Source organism: Pseudomonas sp. FEMGT703P (assembly GCF_002786345.1).
GTDB classification, from domain to species: Bacteria; Pseudomonadota; Gammaproteobacteria; order Pseudomonadales; family Pseudomonadaceae; genus Aquipseudomonas; species Aquipseudomonas peli.
The window spans coordinates 250,016-273,346 of record NZ_PGCM01000003.1; the positions used below are offsets into that span (position 1 = coordinate 250,016).

A 23,331-nucleotide genomic window follows, 5' to 3' on the forward strand; every position below is an offset into this window, starting at 1 on the left:
CCGATAGCTGCGTCGCGTCCTCGCGACAAGCTCGCCGTACATGCGTACTGCTCTCGCTTGTCGCTGCGGGTCTCCTTGCTCTCGGCGTGCTCGCTACGGCTCCACAGGCATTCATCGGCACCTTTCAAATACGCAAGACAACGAATTCTGGAGCACTGAACACATGGCCACCCACGCACCCGAAATGCCTATCCAGGTCGACGACGAAACCGGCGTCTGGACCACTGACGCGCTACCGATGCTCTATGTGCCGCGGCATTTTTTCGTCAACAACCACATCGGTATCGAAGAGGTACTGGGCGCTGAGGCCTATGCCGAAATTCTCTACAAGGCCGGCTACAAGTCTGCCTGGCACTGGTGCGAGAAAGAGGCTGAATGCCACGGCCTATCAGGCGTGGCGGTGTTTGAGCACTACATGAAGCGCTTGTCGCAACGCGGCTGGGGGCTGTTCGAGATTGAAGCCATCGACCTGGCCGCCGGCACCGCCTCGGTGAAGCTCAAGCATTCGGCTTTCGTCTACGTCTACGGCAAGTGCGGGCGCAAGGTCGATTACATGTTCACCGGCTGGTTTGCCGGCGCCATGGATCAGATTCTCCAGGCCCAGGGCAGTACACTGCGCACCGTGGCCGAGCAGGTCTATGGCGGTTCCGAAGAGGGCCACGACGATGGCCTGTTTATCGTCAAACCGCGCTAAGTCGAGGATCGAGTCATGGCTTTCGAAGCAATGTTCCAGCCGATCCAAATCGGCAAGCTGACTATTCGTAACCGCATCGTGTCCACCGCCCATGCCGAGGTTATGGCTACCGATGGCGGCATGACCACTGAGCGTTACGTTAAGTATTACGAAGAAAAGGCCAAGGGTGGCGTCGGCCTGGCGATCTGCGGTGGCTCGTCGGTGGTCTCCATCGACAGCCCGCACGGTTGGTGGAGTTCGGTGAACCTGTCGACTGACCGGATCATTCCGCACTTCCAGAACCTGGCGGATGCCATGCACAAGCATGGCGCCAAGATCATGATCCAGATTACCCACATGGGCCGCCGCTCACGCTGGGATGGCTTCGACTGGCCGACCCTGATGTCGCCGTCCGGTATCCGCGAACCGGTACACCGTGCCACCTGCAAGACCATCGAGCCGGAGGAAATGTGGCGCGTCATAGGTGACTTCGCCAAGGCAGCGGCTCGGGCCAAAGCCGGCGGCCTCGACGGCGTAGAGCTGTCTGCCGTACACCAGCACATGATCGATCAGTTCTGGTCGCCTCGGGTGAACAAGCGCACTGACGAATGGGGCGGCACCTTTGAAGGCCGGATGAAGTTCGGCCTGGAAGTGATCAAAGCGGTGCGCGCCGAGGTGGGTCCCGATTTCTGCGTGGGCCTGCGTATCTCCGGTGACGAGTTCCACCCGGACGGCCTCTCTCACGAGGACATGAAGCAGATCGCCGCGTATTACGATGCCACCGGCCTGATCGACTTTATCGGCGTGGTCGGCTCTGGTGCCGACACCCACAACACCCTGGCCAACGTCATCCCCAACATGAGCTACCCGCCGGAGCCGTTCCTGCACCTGGCAGCCGGGATCAAGGAAGTGGTCAAGGTGCCGGTGCTGCACGCGCAGAACATTAAGGACCCGAACCAGGCCACGCGCATTCTCGAAGGCGGCTATGTCGACATGGTCGGCATGACCCGCGCGCACATCGCTGACCCGCACCTGATCGCCAAGATCAAGATGGGCCAGGTCGACCAGATCAAGCAGTGCGTCGGTGCCAACTACTGCATCGACCGCCAGTATCAAGGCCTGGATGTGCTGTGCATCCAGAACGCGGCGACCAGCCGCGAATACATGGGCCTGCCGCATATAATCGAAAAAACCAGCGGACCTAAGCGCAAGGTGGTGATTGTTGGCGGTGGTCCGGCCGGGATGGAAGCGGCGCGCGTGGCTGCCGAGCGTGGCCACGATGTGACTCTGTTCGAGAAGAAAGACAGCCTCGGCGGGCAAATCACTTTAGCCGCCAAGGCACCGCAGCGCGACCAGATGGCCGGCATTACCCGCTGGTTTCAGCTGGAGTTGGCCCGTCTGAATATCGACCTGCGCCTGGGTACTGGTGCTGATGAGGCCAGCATTCTCGACCTGCGTCCCGACATCGTCGTGCTGGCCAACGGCGGTCATCCATTCATCGAGCAAAACGAACATTGGGGCGCCGCTGAAGGCCTGGTAGTCAGCAGCTGGGACGTTCTCGATGGCACCGTTGCACCGGGCAATAACGTGCTGGTGTACGACACCATTTGCGAATTCGGCGGTATGTCGGTGGCTGACTTTATCGCCGAAAAAGGCGCGAAGGTGGAGATCGTCACCGACGACATCAAACCGGGTGTGGCCATGGGCGGCACTACGTTCCCGACTTACTACCGCAGCATGTACCCGAAAGAAGTGATCATGACCGGCGACATGATGCTGGAAAAGGTCTACCGCGAAGGCGACAAGCTGGTGGCGGTGTTGGAGAACGAATACACCGGTGCGAAAGAAGAGCGCGTGGTCGATCAGGTGGTGGTGGAAAACGGCGTGCGCCCGGATGAGCGCCTTTACTACGCACTCAAGGAAGGCTCGCGTAACAAGGGCCAGATCGACGTGGAAGCGCTGTTCGCGATCAAGCCGCAGCCGTGTTTATCCGAGGCGGGCGACGGTTATTTGTTGTTCCGTATCGGCGACTGCGTAGCCCAGCGCAACACCCATGCAGCGATCTACGATGCACTGCGGTTGTGCAAGGATTTCTGAGCCCAGCACAACATCGATGGTTTGACCCGGTCTAGCTCCCTCTCCCTCTTGGGGAGAGGGCTGGGGTGAGGGGAGCGGTCTCTCAGGCCAGCCCCTCACCCTAACCCTCTCCCCGGAGGGGAGAGGTGACTGAAATGCATCATCCCCTGACATTGGCGGTGGGAGCCTCACATGTTGAACACCCTACTCCCCATCCTGCTCTTCGCTGCCCTGGCCCTTGCGGTTATTGGCGCGGCGAAGCGCTTCTTTATGTGGCGCCGCGGCCGCCCGGCCCAAGTCGACTGGCTTGGCGGGCTGCTGGCCATGCCGCGTCGCTATATGGTCGACCTGCACCATGTGGTGGCCCGCGACAAATATATCGCCAACACCCACGTCGCCACTGCCGGCGGCTTTGTCCTGGCCGCAGTGCTGGCGATTCTGGTGCATGGTTTTGGCCTGCAGAATCGCATGCTCGGCTTCGCCTTGTTAGGTGCCACCGCGTTGATGTTTGTCGGCGCATTGTTTGTCGCCAAACGCCGTCTCGACCCGCCGTCACGGCTGTCGAAAGGCCCGTGGATGCGTCTGCCGAAAAGCCTGCTGTTGTTTGCCGGCAGCTTTTTTATCGCCACGCTTCCTGTTGCCGGCATCCTGCCGGAAGGCTTTGGTGGCTGGATTCTCGCGCTGCTGCTCACCGTCGGCGTGGCCTGGGGTGTGTCCGAGCTGTTCTTTGGCATGACCTGGGGCGGGCCGATGAAGCACGCCTTCGCAGGTGCCTTGCACCTGGCCTGGCATCGCCGCTCTGAGCGCTTTGGCGGTGGTCGCTCGACCGGCTTGAAGGCACTCAATCTGGATGACCGCAACGCTCCTCTGGGCGTGGAAAAACCCACGGACTTCACCTGGAACCAGCTGCTCGGCTTCGATGCCTGCGTGCAGTGCGGTAAGTGCGAGGCGGCCTGCCCGGCCTTCGCCGCCGGCCAACCGTTGAACCCGAAGAAGCTGATTCAGGATATGGTTGTCGGCTTGGCTGGCGGCACCGATGCCAACTTTGCCGGTTCGCCTTATCCGGGTAAGCCGGTGGGCGAGCACAGCGGGGGCCCGCATCTGCCCATCGTCAACCTGCATGGCAAAGCCCTGGTCGACGCCGAAACGCTGTGGTCCTGCACCACCTGCCGCGCCTGCGTCGAGGAATGCCCGATGATGATCGAGCACGTCGACGCCATCGTCGATATGCGCCGCCATCTCACGCTGGAAAAAGGCGCCACGCCCAACAAGGGCGCTGAGGTGCTGGACAACCTGATCGCCACCGACAACCCCGGCGGTTTCGCTCCGGGTGGCCGGTTGAACTGGGCGGCGGATTTGAACCTGCCGCTAATGAGCGACAAGCAAAATGTGGATGTGCTGTTCTGGGTCGGCGACGGCGCCTTCGATATGCGCAACCAGCGCACCCTGCGCGCCTTTGTCAAAGTACTGAAAGCGGCCAAGGTCGACTTCGCCGTGCTCGGCCTGGAAGAGCGCGACAGCGGCGACGTGGCACGCCGTCTCGGTGATGAGGCGACCTTCCAGCTGCTGGCCAAACGCAATATCGCTACCCTGGCCAAGTACCAATTCAAACGCATCGTCACCTGCGACCCGCACAGCTTCCATGTACTGAAAAACGAATACGGCGAGCTGGGCGGCCGCTATTCGGTGCTGCATCACAGCACCTATATGGATGAACTGATCACTGGGCAGAAACTCAACCTCGGCACCCACAAAGGCGGCAGCGTGACCTATCACGACCCCTGCTACCTGGGCCGCTACAACGGTGAGTACGAAGCGCCGCGCAATGTGCTGAATGCCATCGGCATTGAAGTGAAAGAGATGCAGCGCTCGGGCTTCCGTTCCCGTTGCTGCGGCGGTGGCGGCGGTGCGCCGATCACTGATATCCCCGGCAAGCAGCGGATTCCCGATATGCGCATGGTCGATATCAAGGAAACCGCCGCCGAGCTGGTTGCCGTGGGTTGCCCGCAGTGCACCGCCATGCTCGAAGGTGTGGTCGGCCCGCGCCCGGAGGTCAAGGATATTGCCGAGCTGGTGGCCGATGTATTGATCGAGGGCGTGGTCGAGGTGAAGAAGCCTGCATCCGTCCCGCGTGAAGCAGCTGAGGTAAGCCCATGAGCGACATCATCCGCCGCGACCCACGGGCCGAATGGATTGCCCGCAACCGCCTGCACCCGCTGCATGCCGCCGCACAGCCGGTGATGGCCAGCTGGCTCAGCGCCGCTGGAGTGCTGCGTAAGAACCCGCATGCCGTGGGCTTTATCGGCCCCAATGGCCTCAAACGTATTGATCGTTCCGGCGCGCAGCAAGGTGGCGCGGCCAAGCGCTCGACGGCCAGCGCCGTGGTGCAGTTGCCGCTGCATGTGATCGAGCAACCGGCATTCTATATCGCCGTGGTGCCGGACATGGTCGGCGGCCGCCTGAGCGCCCACGACAAGGACCTGCTCGGCCTGGCGCACAAGCTGGCCGGCAGCGACGGTGCGGTGGTCGCGGTGATCTTTGGCGAGCACAAGGAAAGCGCCTTCGACAGCAATGGCGTGGATCGCCTTCTGCAGTTCACCGGTGACAATTTTGACGGCTACGCCCCGGAAGCCCGGGTGCTGGCACTCGGCGCAGTAGAACGGCAATTGTCGCCGCGCCATTGGTTGCTACCCGACAGCCGTAACGGCGGTGGCGAGTTGGGTCGCCGCCTGGCTGCCAAACTCGGTGAGCGCCCGGCCACGCGGGTCTGGCAGGTCGCCGATGGCATGGCCAGCGGGCGCGCCGGGGCCGGCCGGGAAGACTTGGTGCAACAAGCGCCACGCCTGATTCTGGCGGCGGTGGAATGCGCCGAGCCGGTCAGCGAAACCCGTCACGAAGTGCGGCCGCTGGCGCTCAGTGAAGCGCTGGTCAGACACTTACCGCGGATTCAGGATTTGGGCGCGGTGGCGGTCGATCCGGCGCAGATCCCCATGGCCGAGGCCGAATTTATTCTCTCTGGCGGCAACGGCGTGAAGGACTGGACGCTATTCCACCAGGCCGCTGCGGCGCTGGGCGCCACCGAAGGTGCCTCACGGGTGGCGGTGGACGATGGCTTTATGGGCCGCGAGCGCCAGGTCGGCGCGTCGGGCATCTGGGTTACCGCGCGGGTGTATGTGGCGGTGGGGATTAGCGGGGCGATCCAGCATCTGCAAGGCATCGGTGCCTGCGACAAAGTGGTGGCGATCAACCTCGACCCGACCTGCGACATGATCAAACGCGCTGATCTTTCGGTAATCGGTGAGTCCGCTGCGATCTTGCAAGCGTTGATCGAGCGGGTCGCCGCCCATCGACAGGGAGCAGAACGTGATGCTGCCTAAGCAAACTGTAGGGTGGATGACGCTTCACCCATCCACCAGTAACCATCACACTGCGATGGTGGAAGAGCACAGCGTCTTCCACCCTATGGAGCTGCTCCATGACTGATTTGCAGGTAGTTACGCTGGTTTCCGTAGGCGCTCACCCCACCTCCGGGCGCCCACGTCGCGCCGAGCAGGATGCCCGCGCGGTCGAGCTGGGTTTGCGTCTGGCCGGTGAGCGTTTGCAGGTGCTGCATGCCGGAGACCCGCAGCAGGAAGCACTGCGCGCCTATCTGGGCATGGGCCTTGAGCAGATCAAGATTCTCGAACAACCGGCGCACAGCGATGCGCTGCCGGTGCTGGCCGAGTACCTGGCCGACTCCAGCGCGCAGCTGGTGTTGACCGGCAGTCAGGCGGAAACCGGTGAAGGCTCGGGCATGCTGCCTTATCTGTTGGCGGAACAGCTTGGCTGGCCGCTGGTGGTCGGGCTGGCGGCGGTGGAGCAGGTCAGCAATGGTCTGGCGCAGGTGCTGCAAGCCCTGCCGCGCGGCCAGCGCCGGCGCCTGCAGGTGCGTCTGCCGTTTGTCGCCAGTGTCGATAACGCCGCACCCACCGCGCGGCAGAGCGCTTTCGGTCCGGCTCGCCGTGGTCTGTTGACTGCCGAGGAGGTGGAGCTGGTCGACGACCCGCTGTTTGCCAACGCGCAATTGCAACCGGCGAAACCCCGGCCCAAACGCCTTAAGGTGATCAAGGCCAAGACCGGCGCGGAACGCATGAAAGCCGCCACCGCCAAAGCGTCGGGCGGAGGAGGACAGGTGCTCAAGGATGTCTCGCCGCAAGCGGGCGCGGAGGCTATCTTCAAGTTGCTATTGGAAGAAGGCGTGCTGCGCTAGCACGCCACCATTGGAGGAATTGACCATGATGCACGCCGACCTGATCGATCAGGAGGACCTACGCGAACGTCTGGTGGCGCTAGGGTTGTCGATTCCGTCTGGGGTCACTGCCGAGCAGGCGTGCGAACATGCCGTCAGCGGCCTGAGCCCGGAGCGCGCGCTGGCCCTGCGGCGTCTGGTGGAGGAGTTGCTCGGTGGCAGCGCGACGCTGTTGCCGAATGTGCGCGAGGCGATCTCGCGCACATTGCTGCCAGCGCTGGTTCCCCGTCCTTCCTGATGATTGGGGCTGATGCAGGCGTCAGCCCGCATCCTGAGCGTCTTGCTTAGCTGGCCGTCATCGCCTGGCGAATATCCCCTGCCAGCTGGCGCACTCGCGCTTCGTCGGTGTCCCAGGAGCACATAAAGCGTGCGCCGCCAGCCCCGATAAAGGTGTAGAAGCGCCAGCCCTGGCCCCGCAGGATTTCCAGCGCCGGTTCCGACATCTGCAAAAACACGCCGTTGGCCTGCACCGGGAACATCAGGCTGACCCCCGGAATATCGCTGACCAACTCGGCGAGCAGCTGCGCGCAGCGGTTGGCGTGCTGGGCGTATTTCAGCCAGGCATCGTTCTGCAGGATGCCGACCCAGGGTGCGGACAGGTAGCGCATCTTCGAGGCCAGCTGACCGGCCTGCTTGCAGCGGTAGTCGAAGTCTTCGGCCAAATCTTTATTGAAGAACAGGATGGCCTCACCCACGGCCATGCCGTTTTTGGTGCCGCCAAAACACAGCACATCGACGCCGGCCTTCCAGGTCAGGTCGGCCGGGCTGCAGCCGAGAAAGGCGCAGGCATTGGAGAAGCGCGCGCCGTCCATGTGCAGATGCAGGCCCAGTTCGCGGCACACCGTGCTGATCGCCCGCACTTCGTCGGGGTTGTAAACGGTACCGACTTCCGTGGCCTGAGTCAGGGTCACCACGCGTGGCTTGGGGTAATGGATGTCCTGGCGTTTGAGGGCGATCTCGCGGATCGCCTCGGGCGTCAGTTTGCCGTTTTCGGTCTTGGCCAGCAGCAGCTTGGAGCCGTTGGAGAAGAACTCCGGCGCGCCGCATTCGTCGGTTTCGACGTGGGCGGTCTCCGAGCAGATCACGCTGTGGTAGCTCTGGCACAGCGACGCCAGGGCCAGTGAGTTGGCGGCGGTGCCGTTGAAGGCGAAGAACACTTCGCAGTCGGTTTCAAACAGGCGGCGGAAGTGGTCGGCGGCGCGTGCGGTCCATTCGTCGTCGCCATAGGCGCGCTGGTGGCCCTGATTGGCTTCGGCCATGGCCGCCCAGGCTTCCGGACAGATGCCGGAGTAGTTGTCGCTGGCGAATTGTTGCGAGAGATCGGGCATGGGAGCTTCCTTGTGGGCGCTAACGCTAAGCCGTTTGGGATGCTTCTACTGTATCCGCGGTCACGCCTGCGTGCAGATACGGGGGCGACATCCTCTGCCATACAGGCGAAGCCGCAGCGCGCTGTCGCCTATAAGGCCTGCGCAATTGCGACGCGTGCATGTCGCAAACGCAATCCCCCGTGGCGTGCCTAGGCATCTGACCGATCAGGGCCAGTCATACCATCGGCTCACAAGGGCTCAGCCCGCTTCCGACACAGATGCGCCACACCCCGGTGCCGCAGGAGATCAGTGATGTTCAGCAAGAACGACCAGATTCAAGGCTACGACGATGAATTGCTCAGCGCCATAAACGCCGAGGAGCGCCGTCAGGAGCACCATATCGAGCTGATCGCCTCGGAAAACTACACCAGCCAGCGGGTTATGGAAGCGCAGGGCAGCGGCCTGACCAACAAGTACGCCGAAGGCTATCCGGGCAAGCGTTACTACGGCGGTTGCGAGCATGTAGACGTGGTCGAGCAGCTGGCCATCGACCGTGCCAAGAAACTGTTCGGCGCCGATTACGCCAACGTGCAGCCGCATTCCGGTTCGTCCGCCAACAGCGCGGTGTACCTCGCACTGATCAATGCCGGCGATACCATCCTCGGCATGAGCCTGGCCCACGGTGGTCACCTGACCCACGGCGCCAAGGTGTCGTCCTCGGGCAAGCTGTACAACGCCGTGCAGTACGGCATCGACACTGCCACTGGACTGATCGATTACGACGAAGTCGAGCGCCTGGCCGTTGAATGCCAGCCGAAGATGATCGTCGCCGGTTTCTCGGCCTATTCGAAAACCCTGGATTTCCCGCGTTTCCGCGCCATCGCCGACAAGGTCGGGGCGCTGCTGTTTGTCGACATGGCCCACGTCGCGGGCCTGGTCGCCGCAGGCCTGTACCCCAACCCGATTCCCTTTGCCGATGTGGTCACTACCACCACCCACAAGACTCTGCGCGGTCCGCGTGGCGGACTGATCCTGGCCAAGGCCAATCCTGATATCGAGAAGAAGCTTAACGCGGCGGTCTTCCCCGGCGCTCAGGGCGGCCCGCTGATGCACGTGATTGCTGCCAAGGCGGTGTGCTTCAAGGAAGCCATGGAACCAGGCTTCAAGGAATACCAAGCGCAGGTGATCAAAAATGCCCAGGCCATGGCCAAGGTGTTTATCCAGCGCGGCTACGACGTGGTTTCCGGCGGTACCGACAACCACCTGTTCCTGGTCAGCCTGATCCGTCAGGGCCTGACCGGCAAAGACGCCGATGCCGCCCTGGGCCGTGCCGGCATCACCGTCAATAAGAACGCCGTGCCGAATGACCCGCAGTCGCCGTTCGTCACCTCGGGCCTGCGTATCGGCACCCCGGCGATTACCACGCGCGGTTTCAAGGAAGCACAGAGCATCGAGCTGGCCGGTTGGATCTGCAACATCCTCGACCACCTCGGCGATGCCGATGTTGAGGCACAGGTGGCGACTCTGGCGGCAGGTTTGTGCGCCGATTACCCGGTTTATCGCTGAACGCAATGACCCTGTAGGAGCGGGCCATGCCCGCGATTCCACGGGGTTCGCGGGCATGGCCCGCTCCTACGGTTAAGTTTTCGTATCAGGAGTACCCACTGATGCAACGTTATTCCGGCTTCGGCCTGTTCAAGCACGCGTTCAGCCACCACGAAAACTGGCAGCGCATGTGGCGTAACCCAACGCCCAAGCCGGTGTACGACGTGATCATCGTCGGCGGTGGCGGTCACGGTTTGGCCACGGCCTATTACCTGGCCAAAGAGTTCGGCATCAAGAACGTCGCGGTGATCGAGAAGGGCTGGTTGGGCGGCGGCAACACCGCGCGCAACACCACCATTGTGCGTTCCAACTACCTGTGGGATGAGTCGGCGCACCTCTACGAACACGCGATGAAACTGTGGGAAGGCCTGTCCCAGGACCTCAACTACAACGTCATGTTCAGCCAGCGCGGCGTCTACAACCTGTGCCACACCCTGCAGGACATGCGCGACTCCGAGCGCCGTGTCAGCGCCAACCGCCTCAACGGCGTGGACGGCGAACTGCTGGACGCCAAGCAGGTGGCCGCAGAGATTCCGTACCTAGATTGCAGCAAGAACACCCGCTACCCAGTGCTCGGCTCTACCGTACAGCGTCGCGGTGGTGTGGCCCGTCACGATGCCGTGGCCTGGGGCTATGCCCGCGCCGCCGACGCCTTGGGTGTGGATTTGTTGCAGCAGACCGAAGTGATCGGTTTCCGTAAGGAAAACGGCGTGTGCATCGGCGTGGAAACCAACAAAGGCTTTATCGGCGGCAAGCGCGTGGGCGTGGTTACCGCCGGTAACTCCGGGCACATGGCTGGCCTGGCTGGCTTCCGTTTGCCGCTGGAATCCCATCCGCTGCAGGCGCTGGTATCCGAGCCGATCAAACCGGTCATCGACAGCGTGATCATGTCCAACGCCGTGCACGGTTACATCAGTCAGTCCGACAAAGGCGACTTGGTCATCGGTGCCGGTATCGACGGCTACAACGGCTACGGTCAGCGCGGCTCTTACGGCACCATCGAACACACCCTGCAGGCCATCGTTGAGATGTTCCCGGTGCTCTCGCGGGTACGCATGAACCGTCAGTGGGGCGGCATCGTCGACACCTCGCCGGACGCCTGCCCGATCATTTCCAAGACCCCGGTGCCCAATCTGTTCTTCAACTGCGGGTGGGGCACCGGCGGCTTCAAGGCCACGCCGGGTTCGGGTCACGTGTTCGCGGCCAGCCTGGCCAAGGGCGAAATGCACCCGCTGGCCAAGCCGTTCTCCATGGACCGTTTCCACACCGGCGCATTGATCGACGAGCACGGCGCTGCTGCCGTGGCTCACTAAGAGGGCTTCCCCATGTTGCATATCTTCTGCCCTCACTGCGGCGAACTGCGCTCCGAAGAGGAATTCCACGCCAAGGGCCAGGCGCACATTCCGCGCCCGCTGGACCCAGCCGCCTGCACCGATGCCGAGTGGGGTGAATACCTGTTCTTCCGCGATAACCCGCGCGGCATCCACCACGAGCTGTGGGTGCATTCGGCTGGTTGCCGCAAGTACTTCAACGCCACCCGTCACACGGTGACCTACGAAATTCTCGAAACCTACAAGATCGGCGAGAAGCCCAGCGTTACCGCTGCTGGCACTGCTGAGAAAAAGGCCATCGACCAAGGAGTAACGGCATGAGCCAGGTCAATCGTCTTGCCAGCGGCGGCCGCGTTGATCGCAGCCAGCCTCTGACATTCAGCTTCAACGGGCAGAGCTACCAGGGCTTTGCCGGTGACACCCTGGCCGCCGCCTTGCTGGCCAATGGCGTGGATATCGTCGGGCGCAGCTTCAAGTACTCGCGGCCGCGCGGCATCGTTGCTGCTGGCGCCGAAGAGCCGAACGCCGTGCTGCAGATTGGCAGCACCGAAGCGGCGCAGATCCCCAACGTGCGCGCCACCCAGCAGGCGCTGTATGCCGGTCTGGTCGCCAGCAGCACCAACGGCTGGCCGAGTGTGAACACCGACCTGATGGGCATTCTCGGCAAGGTCGGCGGCAAGATGATGCCGCCGGGGTTCTACTACAAAACCTTTATGTACCCGCAGAACCTCTGGCTGACTTACGAGAAATACATCCGTAAGGCCGCCGGTCTTGGCCGCGCGCCGACTGCCGTGGACCCGGATAGCTACGACTACATGAACCAGCACTGCGACGTGCTGGTAGTCGGTGCCGGCCCGGCGGGCCTGGCCGCAGCCTTGGCGGCTGCGCGCAGCGGTGCACGGGTGATTCTCGCCGATGAGCAGGAAGAGTTCGGCGGCAGTCTGCTCAGCACCCGCGAAACCCTCGACGGCAAACCGGCCGCCGACTGGGCCGCGCAGGTGATTGCTGAATTGTCTGGCATGCCTGAAGTGACCCTGCTGCCGCGTTCCACGGTCAACGGTTACCACGACCATAACTTCCTCACCATTCACCAGCGCCTGACCGATCACCTTGGTGAAATCGCGCCACTCGGTATGGTGCGCCAGCGCATGCACCGCGTGCGTGCCATGCGTGTGGTGCTGGCCACCGGTGCCCACGAGCGGCCGCTGGTGTACGCCAACAACGACGTGCCGGGCAATATGCTCGCCGATGCGGTGTCCACCTACGTGCGCCGTTATGGCGTGGCACCGGGCAAGCAGCTGGTGCTGTCGACCAACAACGATTACGCCTACCGCGTGGTGCTCGACTGGCTCGACGCCGGTCTGCAGGTGGTGGCGGTGGCCGATGCCCGCAGCAACCCACGCGGCAGCTGGGTGGAAGAGGCTCGTAGCCGTGGTGTGCGTATTCTCACCGGCAGCGCCGTGGTGGAAGCCGCTGGCAGCAAGCGGGTTACCGCTGCGCGCATCTGCGCCATCGATGTGCAGAGCCATAAAGTCAGCAGCCCGGGTGAAGTGCTCGACTGCGATTTGATCGTCAGCTCCGGCGGCTACAGCCCGGTGGTGCACTTGGCTTCGCATCTGGGCGGCCGGCCGACCTGGCGTGAAGATATTCTGGCCTTTGTGCCAGGCGAGGGCGGCTTCCAGAAGCGCCTGTGTGCCGGTGCGGTAAATGGTGTGTTCGGCCTGGGTGATGCCCTGGCCGATGGTTTCGAGGCGGGTGTATCGGCGGCTGCCGAAGCCGGCTTCAAGGCGGTTTCCGCCAGCCTGCCGCAGGTCGCTGTCCGTCTGGAAGAACCTTCCCTGGCGCTGTTCCAGGTGCCGCACGACAAGCCGACGGCGCGTGCCCCCAAGCAGTTTGTCGACCTGCAGAACGACGTCACCGCAGCCGGTATCGAGCTGGCCACCCGCGAGGGCTTCGAGTCGGTCGAGCACGTCAAGCGCTACACCGCGCTGGGCTTCGGCACCGATCAGGGCAAGCTGGGCAATATCAACGGCCTGGCGATTGCCGCCCGTTCGCTGGGCATCAGCATCCCGCAGATGGGCACCACTATGTTCCGCCCGAACTACACGCCGGTGACCTTCGGTGCGGTGGCCGGCCGTCACTGTGGCGCGTTGTTCGAGCCCAAACGTTACACCGCGATGCAAAGCTGGCACCTGCAAAACGGTGCCGAGTTCGAGGACGTGGGTCAGTGGAAGCGCCCGTGGTACTTCCCCAAAGCCGGTGAAGACCTGCACGCCGCCGTGGCCCGCGAGTGCCTGGCCGTGCGCAACGCGGTCGGCATTCTGGATGCCTCGACGCTGGGCAAGATCGATATTCAAGGCCCGGATGCCCGCGAGTTTCTCAACCGCGTGTACACCAACGCCTGGACCAAGCTAGATGTGGGCAAGGCGCGCTACGGCCTGATGTGTAAGGAAGACGGCATGGTCTTCGATGACGGTGTGACCGCCTGCCTGGCCGACAATCACTTCCTGATGACCACCACCACCGGCGGTGCTGCGCGGGTGATGGAATGGCTGGAGATTTACCACCAGACCGAGTGGCCGGAGCTGAAGGTGTACTTCACCTCGGTTACCGACCACTGGGCGACCATGACCCTGTCCGGCCCCAACAGCCGCAAGCTGCTGGCCGAGGTCACTGACATTGACCTGGACAAGGAAGGCTTCCCGTTTATGACGTGGAAGGAAGGCCAGGTCGGCGGTGTGCCGGCGCGGGTGTTCCGCATCTCCTTCACCGGTGAGCTGAGCTATGAAGTCAACGTGCAGGCCGATTACGCTCTGGGCGTGTGGGAAAAGATCATCGAGGCCGGCAAGAAGCATGGCCTGACGCCTTACGGCACCGAGACCATGCACGTACTGCGGGCCGAGAAGGGCTTCATCATCGTCGGTCAGGACACCGACGGTTCGGTCACCCCAGATGACCTCAACATGGGCTGGTGCGTAGGCCGCACCAAGCCGTTCTCGTGGATCGGCTGGCGCGGCATGAACCGCGAAGACAGCCTGCGCGAAGACCGCAAGCAGCTGGTCGGGCTCAAACCCGTCGACCCCAACAAGGTGCTGCCGGAAGGCGCGCAACTGGTGTTCGACCCGAAACAGTCCATCCCGATGCAGATGGTCGGCCACGTCACCTCCAGCTACATGAGCGCGGCGTTGGGTTATTCCTTCGCCATGGGTGTGGTCAAGGGCGGCCTCAAACGCACCGGCGAGCGGGTGTTTGCACCGCTGGCCGATGGCAGCCTGATCGAAGCCGAAATCGTCAGCTCCGTGTTCTATGACCCGAAAGGGGATCGCCAGAATGTCTAATTTGATCAACGTTTATCAGCAACGCCCGGCTGCCGCTCATGCCGAATCGCCTCTGTTCCACGCCGGCCTTGAACAGCTGGCGGGTAAAGGCTCGGCCAGCGCCGGGCTGACGGTGCGCGAGAAGAAGCTGCTCGGGCACCTGACCCTGCGTGGCGATGGCAAAGACCCGGCGTTTGCCGGCGGCGTACACAAGGCCCTGGGCCTGGAACTGCCCGTGGCACTGACCCTGGTGGCGGCCGGCGACACCTCGCTGCAATGGCTGGCCCCCGATGAATGGCTGTTGATTGTGCCGAGCGGCAGCGAGTTCGCGGTCGAGCAAAAACTGCGCGAAGCGCTGGATGGCCAGCACATCTCGATAGTAAACGTCAGCGGCGGGCAGACCCTGCTGGAGTTGACTGGGCCGAAGGTGCGCGAAGTGCTGATGAAGTCCACCAGCTATGACGTGCATCCGAGCAACTTCCCGGTCGGCAAGGCGGTGGGTACGCACTTTGCCAAGTCGCAACTGGTGATTCGTCACACCGCCGAAGACACCTGGGAACTGCTGATCCGCCGCAGCTTCTCCGATTACTTCTGGCTGTGGCTGCAGGACGCCAGTGCCGAATATGGCTTGGCAATCAAAGCCTGAGGCTGATACGAACGGCTCCCTCTCCCCTATGGGGAGAGGGTTGGGGAGAGGGGAAGGGCTGATCGCGGTGTACCGGCGGCCCTCTCCCCCGGCCCCTCTCCCATAAATGGAGGGAGGGGTGCAAAGCAGCGGAGTTTGTTCTGGAGTTTGTTATGAGCCGCACCCCCGATACCTGGATTCTCACCGCCCACTGCCCGAGCGTGCTCGGCACGGTGGATGCGGTGACGCGCTTTCTGTTCGAGCAGCGCTGCTACGTCACCGAGCACCATTCATTCGATGATCGCCTGTCGGCGCGCTTCTTTATCCGGGTGGAATTCCGTCAGCCGGATGACTTTGACGAGCAGACCTTTCGTGCCGGTTTGCACGAGCGCTTGAGCGCCTTTGGCATGCAGGTCGAACTGACCCCGCCGGGCTACCGCGCCAAGGTGGTGCTGATGGTCAGCAAGGCCGACCATTGTCTGAACGACCTGCTCTATCGCCAGCGTATCGGCCATCTGGCCATGGACGTGGTGGCCGTGGTGTCCAACCACCCGGATCTGGAACCGCTGGCACGTTGGCACGACATCCCCTACTACCACTTCCCGCTCGATCCGAAAGACAAGCCGGCGCAGGAGCGCAAGGTGCTGCAGGTGATCGAGGACACGGGTGCCGAGCTGGTGGTGCTCGCCCGCTATATGCAGGTGCTGTCGCCCGAGCTGTGCCGCAAGCTGGATGGCTGGGCGATCAATATCCACCACTCGCTGCTGCCCGGTTTCAAGGGTGCCAAGCCCTATCACCAGGCTTACGAGAAGGGCGTCAAGCTGGTCGGCGCCACTGCCCATTACATCAACAACGACCTCGACGAAGGGCCGATCATTACCCAGGGCGTAGAGCCGGTGGACCATGCCCACTACCCCGAAGACCTGATCGCCAAGGGCCGTGACATCGAGTGCCAGACCCTGGCCAAGGCCATCGGCTATCACCTGGAACGCCGCGTCTTCCTCAATGACGGCCGCACGGTGGTGCTGCACGCCTAAGCCACAGCGCTGGAAATTCCCGCTACGGGTGGATCACCGACTGCCAAACCCTCGGCCCACCCGGCAACTGACTCAAACGCTCCAGTACAAGGCCGCGCGACCGTTGGCCGCGCCTTTGTATTCACAACAAGAAAGGAGAAATACGTATGTCTGGTAATCGTGGCGTCGTCTATCTCGGCGCTGGCAAGGTCGAAGTGCAGAAAATCGACTATCCGAAAATGCAGGACCCGCGCGGTCGCAAGATCGAGCACGCAGTTATCCTGCGCGTGGTCTCCACCAATATCTGTGGCTCCGACCAGCACATGGTGCGCGGTCGTACCACGGCGCAAACCGGCCTGGTGCTGGGCCACGAGATCACCGGTGAGGTGATCGAGAAGGGCCGCGACGTGGAGAACCTGAAAATTGGTGATCTGGTCTCGGTGCCGTTCAACGTGGCCTGCGGCCGCTGCCGCAGCTGCAAAGAGCAGCACACTGGCGTCTGCCTGTCGGTCAACCCAGCGCGTGCCGGCGGTGCCTACGGTTATGTCGACATGGGCGACTGGACCGGCGGCCAGGCCGAATACGCCATGGTGCCGTACGCCGATTTCAACCTGCTGAAACTGCCGGACCGCGACAAGGCCATGGAGAAGATCCGCGACCTGACCTGCCTGTCCGACATCCTGCCCACCGGCTACCACGGCGCGGTAACGGCCGGTGTTGGCCCTGGCAGTACTGTATATATCGCCGGTGCCGGCCCGGTCGGTCTGGCTGCGGCTGCCTCGGCACGCTTGCTGGGCGCGGCAGTGGTGATTGTCGGTGACGTTAATCCGGTGCGTTTGGCCCATGCCAAGGCGGTGGGTTTCGAGATTGCTGACCTGTCCAAAGACACTCCGCTGCACGAACAGATCGCTGCGTTACTGGGCGAACCGGAAGTCGATTGTGCGGTGGATGCGGTGGGCTTCGAGGCTCGTGGCCATGGTCACGCAGGCGTGCAGCACGAAGCGCCGGCCACGGTGCTCAACTCGCTGATGGGCGTGGTACGGGTCGCCGGCAAGATCGGCATTCCCGGCCTGTATGTCACCGAAGATCCGGGTGCGGTGGATGCAGCGGCGAAGATCGGGTCCTTAAGCATCCGCTTCGGCCTCGGCTGGGCCAAATCCCACAGCTTCCACACCGGCCAGACCCCGGTGATGAAGTACAACCGCCAGCTGATGCAGGCGATCATGTGGGACCGCATCAACATTGCCGAAGTGGTCGGCGTGCAGGTGATCAGCCTGGACGACGCGCCGCGCGGTTACGGCGAATTCGATGCCGGTGTACCGAAGAAATTCGTCATCGACCCGCACAAGCTGTTCAGCGCCGCTTGATCAATAGCTGCACCTCGGCGGGTACTCAAGTGCCCGCCTTCTGCGCAGTATTGCGCCCTCGTTAGACCCGTAAAATTGGCTACAGTAAGTGCACGGCACGGCTGCTCAGTGCGCACTTTCCAGGGCCGGAGTTCATGCGGGTAATCGTTTTAACCCTCTTTTTGTTGTGCACGACAGGCCTGGCCTCGGCTGCTGACTGGTTCCCTGTGCCCGTGCAGGCGGATGGCCAGGTACAGCCCTACCAACCCTTGGCGCAAGCGGCCAAGCACTGGCGCATCTGTGCGCTGTTGCCCCATGGCAAGGATCGCTATTGGTGGGGTGTGGCCTGGGGTTTGGATGAAGAGGCCACCCGACAGGGCGTTCGCCTTGGCATCTATGAAGCCGGTGGCTATGAAAATCCGCAGGTGCAGGCCCAGCAGCTGGAACAATGCCGGCAACAAAACGCCGATGCCTACATCATCGCCGCGATAAACGCCCAGGCCCTCTGCGGGGCTATCGCCACGCTGGTCGAGCAGGGTAAACCGGTGATTGATCTGGTGAACGGCAGCGATTGCCCGGGGTTGAGTGCCAATTCGAGCGTGGACTTTGCCGACATGCTCAAGGCTGCGCTGGGTTACATCGAGCAGCATCGTCCTGCTGGGTCGTTCAGCCTTGGCTGGTTACCCGGGCCGCAGGGCGCGGGTTGGGTCGAGGATCTTGAGCGGTCGCTGCGCGAGGCCGAGCAGGCAGGTCGCATGCGCGTGGAGCATGGCGGCTATGCCCCTGTCGATCGCGCCAGCCAGGCGCAGCTGGTGCGCGGGCTGCTGAAAACGCATCCGCACCTCGATTACCTGCTGGGTAACGCCGAAGCTGCCGGGTTTGCCGCCCAGCTGGTGCAGACCTCCGGGCAAAACTACCGGGCACAGGTACTGGCGACCTACACCACCGAACGGATTATCGAGCAGATTCGCGACGGCTTTATTGTTGCTGCGCCCACGGATTCACCGGTGATACAGGCGCGGATTGCTGTCGATCTGGCGGTCCGGGTGCTGGAAGATCAGCCGCATGCCCGGCAGGTCAGCCCGATGATCCAGATGCTCGATCAGGCCAGCCTGCCGCAGTTCGACATCAGCCGCCTGATGCCACCGCCGGAACATTGGATGATTCGCCGCGACCTGCCGCAGTAGGCCGACGCTAGCCGTGTGTTGGCGTGCTCAGCTCAGCGCGAATCTGCGCTATTCGCGCATCCTTGTCTTCCCAGAGTGTGTTCACCCAGTTCTGCACAAACTGGCGGAAGTTCGGATCATTTTCGTAGTCGCCCTGCCACAGCGCCGGGTCCAGCTCGCGGGTCTGGATGTCGACAATCACCTTGTCCACCTGCCCGCTGATCAGCGCCCAGAAACCGGGAATGCGCGCACCGGGGTAGACCAGGGTCACGTCCAGCACCGTATCAAGCTGCTCACCCAGCGCCGCCAGCACAAAAGCCACACCGCCGGCTTTGGGCTTGAGCAAGTACTGGAAGGGCGAACCCTGTTGCGCCAGCTTGGCCGGGGTGAAACGAGTGCCTTCGAGGTAGTTGACCACGGTCACCGGCAGGTCCTTGAATTTTTCGCAGGCCTGCTTAGTGATTTCCAGGTCCTTACCCCGCATATGCGGGTGCTTGGCGAGAAACGCTTTGGAATAGCGCTTCATAAAGGGGTAGTCCAATGCCCAGAACGCCAGGCCGAGGAAGGGTACCCAAATCAGTTCCTGCTTGAGGAAGAACTTGAAGTACGGGGTCTTGCGGTTGAAGGCCTGCACCAGCGCTGGAATATCCACCCACGACTGATGGTTGCTGATAACCAGGTAGGAGGTGCTTGGGCGCAGGTCAGCGCTGCCGCGAATATCCCAGCGCACGGGCAGTAGGGCGGCAAAGATCAGCTTATTGATTTCCGCCCAGGTTTCCGCTACCCACATCACCCCGCGTGAGCTTGCAGTCTTAAGCGCTTTGCCCGGCAGGACGAATTTGCCGAGGGCGATCAGCAGCAGCGGGCCGATCAGAATCAGCGTGTTTAACAGCAGCAGAAAAATGACGCTCAGACCGGTCAACAAACGGCGCATGGCAGCTCCTTAGGGTGCGCTTGAGCGGCAATGATAAGCAGTCGTGTCAAGGCTTCCAAGCCACTGATCTGCGACCGATGTCCTATGGCCATTAGCTGTTCCAAGTCCGCATAATGCCGGCTATTGTTCATCTATTCTTGTCTGACAATAACCGGATTATTTTTCTGTTCGAGTGCCATCCATGTTGAAGTGCATCGCTGTGACCGACGTGCGAGTCGGTATGTATATCCACGAGTTCTGTGGCGCATGGATGGACCACCCCTTCTGGAAATCCAAGTTCCTTCTCAATTCTGAAAAAGACCTGCAGCGGATCAAGGCCAGCAGCATCGGTGAGCTGTGGATTGATGTCAGCAAGGGATTGGATGTCGAGGTTGGCACCGTCAGTGTCAGCCCTGAAGAGGTTGCCGCCGAAGCCGAGGCCGCACTCTTGGCTGCGGTACAGACCCCACCAGTCAATCTGGCGGTGTCGATGGAGGATGAGTTGCAGCGCGCGGCCAGGCTCTGCGAGCGCTCCAAGGCTGCAGTGGTCAGCATGTTTAGCGATGCGCGCATGGGCCAGGCCTTGCAGTTTGAACAGGCCGGGGAGTTGGTTGAGGAAATTTCCGATTCGATCATGCGTCATCCCAATGCGCTGATTAGCCTGGCGCGGCTGAAAAACGCCGACGAATACACCTACATGCATTCGGTGGCGGTCTGCGCGCTGATGATTGCTTTGGCTCGCAACCTGGGGCTCAACGAGGCCCAGGTGCGTGAGGCTGGGTTGGCTGGGCTGCTGCATGACATCGGCAAGATGGCGATCCCCAATGAGGTGCTGAACAAACCCGGTAAGCTCACTGACAATGAATTCGCCACCGTGCGCGATCATCCTGAAGCCGGTTCGCGCATGCTGATTGCCAGCAAGCAGGTCAGCGCGCTGGTGCTGGATGTGTGCTTGCACCACCACGAAAAAGTCGATGGCAGCGGTTATCCGCACCGCCTGGCCGGTGAGCAAATCAGCTTGTATGCGCGCATGGGCGCGGTGTGCGATGTGTATGACGCCATCACGTCTGATCGCCCCTACAAGCGTGGCTGGGACCCAGCCGAATCCATCCGCAAGATGGCCGAATGGAAAGGCCATTTTGACCCTGTAGTGTTCCAGGCCTTTGTCAAAACCGTGGGTATTTACCCCGTGGGTTCGCTGGTGCGGCTGGAAAGCGGGCGTATTGGCGTGGTGCTGGAGCAGCAAGCCAAATCCTTGCTTGCACCGCGGGTGAAGGTGTTCTTTTCGGCCCGCTCGAAAACCCCAATCCCGCAGGAAACCCTCGACCTCAGCAAGCTGGTCGGTCGCGACAAGATTGTTGGCCGGGAGTCTGCTGAGGAGTGGGGCTTTCGCAATGTCGAGGAACTCTGGAGCGGCATTTCCAGGTAGTGCCTTGGGTGCCATGGCTCGCGTGTCGAGCGGATAACGGGTCGTGGCCCGGTCACTCAACTATGCTCATTACCTATGACTGTCCGCAGGCTCGCGGCTTGGGCGTACTTCTTGCTTGAAGTTTCGCTTTGGCGCGCCCCTGTAGTTGGCGTGCTCAACAGGTTGAGGTGTGTATGACTGGAGTACTCAAACCAGGTGTGCGGCTGCTGGAGCGTTTCAGCTTCGCGCGCAAGTTTCAGCTGGTGTTTGTCTTGTTCGCGATGCCACTGGTTTTTGCCTTGTGGGTGATCAGCAGTAATTACCAGGAGCGGCTCACCTCCATTGCCAATGAGGTAGAGGGCATCAATGCACTGCAGGGCATGGCTGGCGTGCAGCAGGCGTTGATTGAGCAGCGCACGTTGCTGTCGCGCTGGAAGGGCACAGAGAAAGCCGCCGAAGCGCTGCTGCGTGAGCATGCCAGCGGCCTTGAGCCCGCCTTGCAAGCCTTGGAACAGCCGCTTCAGTCAGAGCTGCTGAGTGATCAGTCCCGTCAACATTTGCAGAGCCTTACAACCGGCCAGGCCGAACTGAGTATCGATGTGCTGGGTAAACTGGCCCTGCCCGATGCGCTTGAACGTTACCAAAAGAACCTGCTGAGCCTGCTGGCCTTGCGCGAGCAGGTGGCCACCGACAGTGGGTTGATCCTTGACCCGCAGCTCGACACGTACCTGATGATGGAGCAGCTGACCTACACCTTGCCGCGCCTGCTCGAGCAGCTTGGCAGCTTCACCAGTCAAGGTTATGGCGCGGTGGTGTCGCAGCACTTCACGTTACAGAGCCGCGTACTGATCCGCGACCTACGCCGCAGCCTGGATGAATCACGCAGTCAGCTGCTGAAGGCACAGGCCACGCTCACCCTTGAGGCGCCGCATGCCATGCGCCAGCTGCAGGGGCCTTATGATGAGGCACTGAAGGGCTATGAAGCCTTCCTCGCGGGCATCGATCGCGACATGTTTGAAGCCAGCCCGATGGCCTTGACCCCGGATCAATTTGTGCAGCGCGCGGATGCTCTTCAGGGCCAACTGCTGAAGCTGCAAGCGGCGTTGTATCAGCAGTTTGTTGCCAGTTTGGGTGATTATCGGAGCAAGGCGCTGAGCGCCATGGCTCAAGCCATTGGTGTGTTCAGCGTTCTGACATTGCTGGCGCTGTATGTGTTGTTCTGCCTTAACGCGTCGATCCGGCGCAGCACTGCTGGGATCATTCAGGCCGCTGAAGGCTTGCGCGATGGTGATCTGCGTGTGCGCATGCAAGTGCATGGCGAGGATGACCTGGCGAATATCGCCCAGGCCCTGAATACCGCCGTTGGCCAGTTGCGCGATTCCATGCTGGGGGTCAATCAACAGAGCCAGCAATTGGGCGGCACTGTGCAACTGCTCAACGGCGAGGCGCGTAATGCCCTGGTGTCAGTGGAGCAGCAGCAGGCACAGATGAGCCAGATTGCGGCGGCCGCCACTGAAATGGCTGCCACCGCGCAAAGCGTTGCGCAAAGCTGCGAGCAGGCGGCGGTAGAAGCCAACCAGACCCGCGAGATCGCTAATCAGAGCAACCAGCGCAGCACGCGCACCAGTCAGAGCATGCGCCAGCTAAGCAGCCGCCTCGGCGACAGTGCCACTACGTTGCAACAGCTGCGAGAGCAGACGGCGCAAATCACTCGGGTTGTGGATGTGATCAAGGGCATCGCTGAGCAGACCAACCTGCTCGCGCTCAATGCGGCCATCGAAGCGGCGCGCGCTGGCGATCAGGGCCGCGGCTTTGCCGTGGTCGCCGATGAGGTGCGTAGCCTGTCGCAGCGCACGCAGAACTCCACCGCGGAAATCGCCGACACGGTGGCCAACTTGCACCGGGTGGTCGGCCAGTCGGTCACCCAGATGGAAGACGCCGTGCGCCAGGCCGAAGGCGATGTCGGTAGCGTGCTGGCCATGGGCGAGGACCTGAATGCCATCGTCGAATCGGTGCAACTTGTCACTGACCGTCTGGCGCAGATCGCCACTGCCGCCGAGCAGCAGGCGGCAACGGCCGATGAAGTCAGCGGCAATATCCAGCAGGTCGATCATGCCGCCAGCGCCTTGCTTGAAGGTGCGCAAGCTGTCAGCAACGCCGCCGAACAACTGCGTCAGGGGAGTCAGGCGTTGGCGCAGAATACTGCGCGCTTCAAGCTGGATTAAGGCCAGGTCGGCGTAGGGCGGACAACGCACAGTTT

The 23,331-nt window shown here is 62.2% G+C and carries 18 protein-coding genes; 16 read left to right on the forward strand and 2 right to left on the reverse strand.

What is annotated here, in order from left to right:
- The first annotated feature begins 163 nt into the window (after nt 1-163).
- From CUR33_RS02075 to CUR33_RS02100, 6 genes are all read left to right on the forward strand, one after another.
- Complete coding sequence (locus CUR33_RS02075) at nt 164-694, forward strand: DUF5943 domain-containing protein (RefSeq protein WP_090254966.1); 531 nt, start codon at nt 164-166, stop codon at nt 692-694.
- Between the two features lie 15 nt (nt 695-709).
- Nucleotides 710-2,770 (forward strand): dimethylglycine demethylation protein DgcA, encoded by a 2,061-nt coding sequence (dgcA, locus tag CUR33_RS02080; protein WP_289238536.1) that lies wholly within the window; start codon nt 710-712, stop codon nt 2,768-2,770.
- A 171-nt stretch (nt 2,771-2,941) separates the two neighbouring features.
- Nucleotides 2,942-4,906, forward strand: coding sequence for a dimethylglycine demethylation protein DgcB (dgcB, locus tag CUR33_RS02085; protein ID WP_289238537.1), 1,965 nt, complete (start codon nt 2,942-2,944; stop codon nt 4,904-4,906).
- A complete protein-coding gene (gene etfA / locus CUR33_RS02090; protein WP_289238538.1) occupies nt 4,903-6,126 on the forward strand; it encodes an electron transfer flavoprotein subunit alpha in 1,224 nt (407 codons plus the stop codon). Before dgcB ends, etfA begins: the two co-directional genes overlap by 4 nt.
- A 98-nt stretch (nt 6,127-6,224) precedes the next feature.
- Nucleotides 6,225-6,998 (forward strand): electron transfer flavoprotein subunit beta, encoded by a 774-nt coding sequence (gene etfB, locus CUR33_RS02095; protein ID WP_289238539.1) that lies wholly within the window; start codon nt 6,225-6,227, stop codon nt 6,996-6,998.
- A gap of 25 nt (nt 6,999-7,023) precedes the next feature.
- Nucleotides 7,024-7,275: a hypothetical protein gene (locus tag CUR33_RS02100; protein WP_289238540.1), complete on the forward strand. Its 252-nt coding sequence runs from the start codon at nt 7,024-7,026 to the stop codon at nt 7,273-7,275.
- Nucleotides 7,276-7,321: 46 nt separating this feature from the next.
- On the opposite strand, the gene CUR33_RS02105 is transcribed toward CUR33_RS02100, so the two are convergent.
- Nucleotides 7,322-8,365, reverse strand: a complete 1,044-nt coding sequence (locus CUR33_RS02105) for a threonine aldolase family protein (protein ID WP_289238541.1) — start codon at nt 8,363-8,365, stop codon at nt 7,322-7,324.
- Nucleotides 8,366-8,656: 291 nt separating this feature from the next.
- On the opposite strand from CUR33_RS02105, the gene glyA reads away from it, so the two are divergent.
- The 8 genes from glyA (at nt 8,657) to torT (ending at nt 18,771) form a co-directional block, all read left to right on the forward strand.
- Nucleotides 8,657-9,910, forward strand: a complete 1,254-nt coding sequence (glyA, locus tag CUR33_RS02110) for a serine hydroxymethyltransferase (RefSeq protein ID WP_289238542.1) — start codon at nt 8,657-8,659, stop codon at nt 9,908-9,910.
- A gap of 101 nt (nt 9,911-10,011) precedes the next feature.
- Nucleotides 10,012-11,262 carry a sarcosine oxidase subunit beta family protein gene (locus tag CUR33_RS02115; RefSeq protein ID WP_289238543.1) on the forward strand — a complete coding sequence of 417 codons (1,251 nt, stop codon included), beginning with the start codon at nt 10,012-10,014 and terminating at the stop codon, nt 11,260-11,262.
- A 12-nt stretch (nt 11,263-11,274) separates the two neighbouring features.
- On the forward strand, nt 11,275-11,601 hold the full coding sequence (locus tag CUR33_RS02120) for a sarcosine oxidase subunit delta (protein ID WP_090379269.1): 327 nt from the start codon (nt 11,275-11,277) through the stop codon (nt 11,599-11,601).
- Nucleotides 11,598-14,618, forward strand: a complete 3,021-nt coding sequence (locus CUR33_RS02125; RefSeq protein WP_289238544.1) for a sarcosine oxidase subunit alpha — start codon at nt 11,598-11,600, stop codon at nt 14,616-14,618. The genes CUR33_RS02120 and CUR33_RS02125 overlap by 4 nt, the downstream gene beginning before the upstream one ends.
- Complete coding sequence (locus CUR33_RS02130; RefSeq protein WP_289238545.1) at nt 14,611-15,243, forward strand: sarcosine oxidase subunit gamma; 633 nt, start codon at nt 14,611-14,613, stop codon at nt 15,241-15,243. Before CUR33_RS02125 ends, CUR33_RS02130 begins: the two co-directional genes overlap by 8 nt.
- 152 nt (nt 15,244-15,395) lie before the next feature.
- Nucleotides 15,396-16,259, forward strand: a complete 864-nt coding sequence (gene purU / locus CUR33_RS02135) for a formyltetrahydrofolate deformylase (RefSeq protein WP_289238546.1) — start codon at nt 15,396-15,398, stop codon at nt 16,257-16,259.
- A gap of 146 nt (nt 16,260-16,405) precedes the next feature.
- Complete coding sequence (gene fdhA / locus CUR33_RS02140; RefSeq protein WP_167146726.1) at nt 16,406-17,605, forward strand: formaldehyde dehydrogenase, glutathione-independent; 1,200 nt, start codon at nt 16,406-16,408, stop codon at nt 17,603-17,605.
- A 134-nt stretch (nt 17,606-17,739) separates the two neighbouring features.
- Nucleotides 17,740-18,771, forward strand: coding sequence for a TMAO reductase system periplasmic protein TorT (gene torT, locus CUR33_RS02145; protein ID WP_289238547.1), 1,032 nt, complete (start codon nt 17,740-17,742; stop codon nt 18,769-18,771).
- Between the two features lie 7 nt (nt 18,772-18,778).
- On the opposite strand, the gene CUR33_RS02150 is transcribed toward torT, so the two are convergent.
- Nucleotides 18,779-19,684, reverse strand: coding sequence for an acyltransferase (locus tag CUR33_RS02150; protein WP_289238548.1), 906 nt, complete (start codon nt 19,682-19,684; stop codon nt 18,779-18,781).
- Nucleotides 19,685-19,865: 181 nt separating this feature from the next.
- Here CUR33_RS02150 and CUR33_RS02155 point away from each other — a divergent pair, with 181 nt between their 5' ends.
- The gene (locus CUR33_RS02155; protein WP_289238549.1) at nt 19,866-21,092 is read left to right on the forward strand and encodes an HD-GYP domain-containing protein; all 1,227 of its coding nucleotides are present in this window, start codon (nt 19,866-19,868) and stop codon (nt 21,090-21,092) included.
- Between the two features lie 173 nt (nt 21,093-21,265).
- On the forward strand, nt 21,266-23,296 hold the full coding sequence (locus CUR33_RS02160; protein WP_289238550.1) for a methyl-accepting chemotaxis protein: 2,031 nt from the start codon (nt 21,266-21,268) through the stop codon (nt 23,294-23,296).
- Nucleotides 23,297-23,331: the final 35 nt, after the last annotated feature.

Bases quoted from the DNA above. Each gene is read 5' to 3' on its own strand.
- CUR33_RS02150 (WP_289238548.1), bottom strand. From the start codon at position 19,684: ATGCGCCGTTTGTTGACCGGTCTGAGCGTCATTTTTCTGCTGCTGTTA.
- CUR33_RS02125 (WP_289238544.1), top strand. From the start codon at position 11,598: ATGAGCCAGGTCAATCGTCTTGCCAGCGGCGGCCGCGTTGATCGCAGC.
- CUR33_RS02160 (WP_289238550.1), top strand. From the start codon at position 21,266: ATGACTGGAGTACTCAAACCAGGTGTGCGGCTGCTGGAGCGTTTCAGC.
- CUR33_RS02120 (WP_090379269.1), top strand. From the start codon at position 11,275: ATGTTGCATATCTTCTGCCCTCACTGCGGCGAACTGCGCTCCGAAGAG.
- dgcB (WP_289238537.1), top strand. From the start codon at position 2,942: ATGTTGAACACCCTACTCCCCATCCTGCTCTTCGCTGCCCTGGCCCTT.
- glyA (WP_289238542.1), top strand. From the start codon at position 8,657: ATGTTCAGCAAGAACGACCAGATTCAAGGCTACGACGATGAATTGCTC.
- etfB (WP_289238539.1), top strand. From the start codon at position 6,225: ATGACTGATTTGCAGGTAGTTACGCTGGTTTCCGTAGGCGCTCACCCC.
- fdhA (WP_167146726.1), top strand. From the start codon at position 16,406: ATGTCTGGTAATCGTGGCGTCGTCTATCTCGGCGCTGGCAAGGTCGAA.
- purU (WP_289238546.1), top strand. From the start codon at position 15,396: ATGAGCCGCACCCCCGATACCTGGATTCTCACCGCCCACTGCCCGAGC.
- CUR33_RS02130 (WP_289238545.1), top strand. From the start codon at position 14,611: ATGTCTAATTTGATCAACGTTTATCAGCAACGCCCGGCTGCCGCTCAT.
- CUR33_RS02115 (WP_289238543.1), top strand. From the start codon at position 10,012: ATGCAACGTTATTCCGGCTTCGGCCTGTTCAAGCACGCGTTCAGCCAC.
- CUR33_RS02105 (WP_289238541.1), bottom strand. From the start codon at position 8,365: ATGCCCGATCTCTCGCAACAATTCGCCAGCGACAACTACTCCGGCATC.
- CUR33_RS02155 (WP_289238549.1), top strand. From the start codon at position 19,866: ATGTTGAAGTGCATCGCTGTGACCGACGTGCGAGTCGGTATGTATATC.
- CUR33_RS02100 (WP_289238540.1), top strand. From the start codon at position 7,024: ATGATGCACGCCGACCTGATCGATCAGGAGGACCTACGCGAACGTCTG.
- dgcA (WP_289238536.1), top strand. From the start codon at position 710: ATGGCTTTCGAAGCAATGTTCCAGCCGATCCAAATCGGCAAGCTGACT.
- CUR33_RS02075 (WP_090254966.1), top strand. From the start codon at position 164: ATGGCCACCCACGCACCCGAAATGCCTATCCAGGTCGACGACGAAACC.
- etfA (WP_289238538.1), top strand. From the start codon at position 4,903: ATGAGCGACATCATCCGCCGCGACCCACGGGCCGAATGGATTGCCCGC.
- torT (WP_289238547.1), top strand. From the start codon at position 17,740: ATGCGGGTAATCGTTTTAACCCTCTTTTTGTTGTGCACGACAGGCCTG.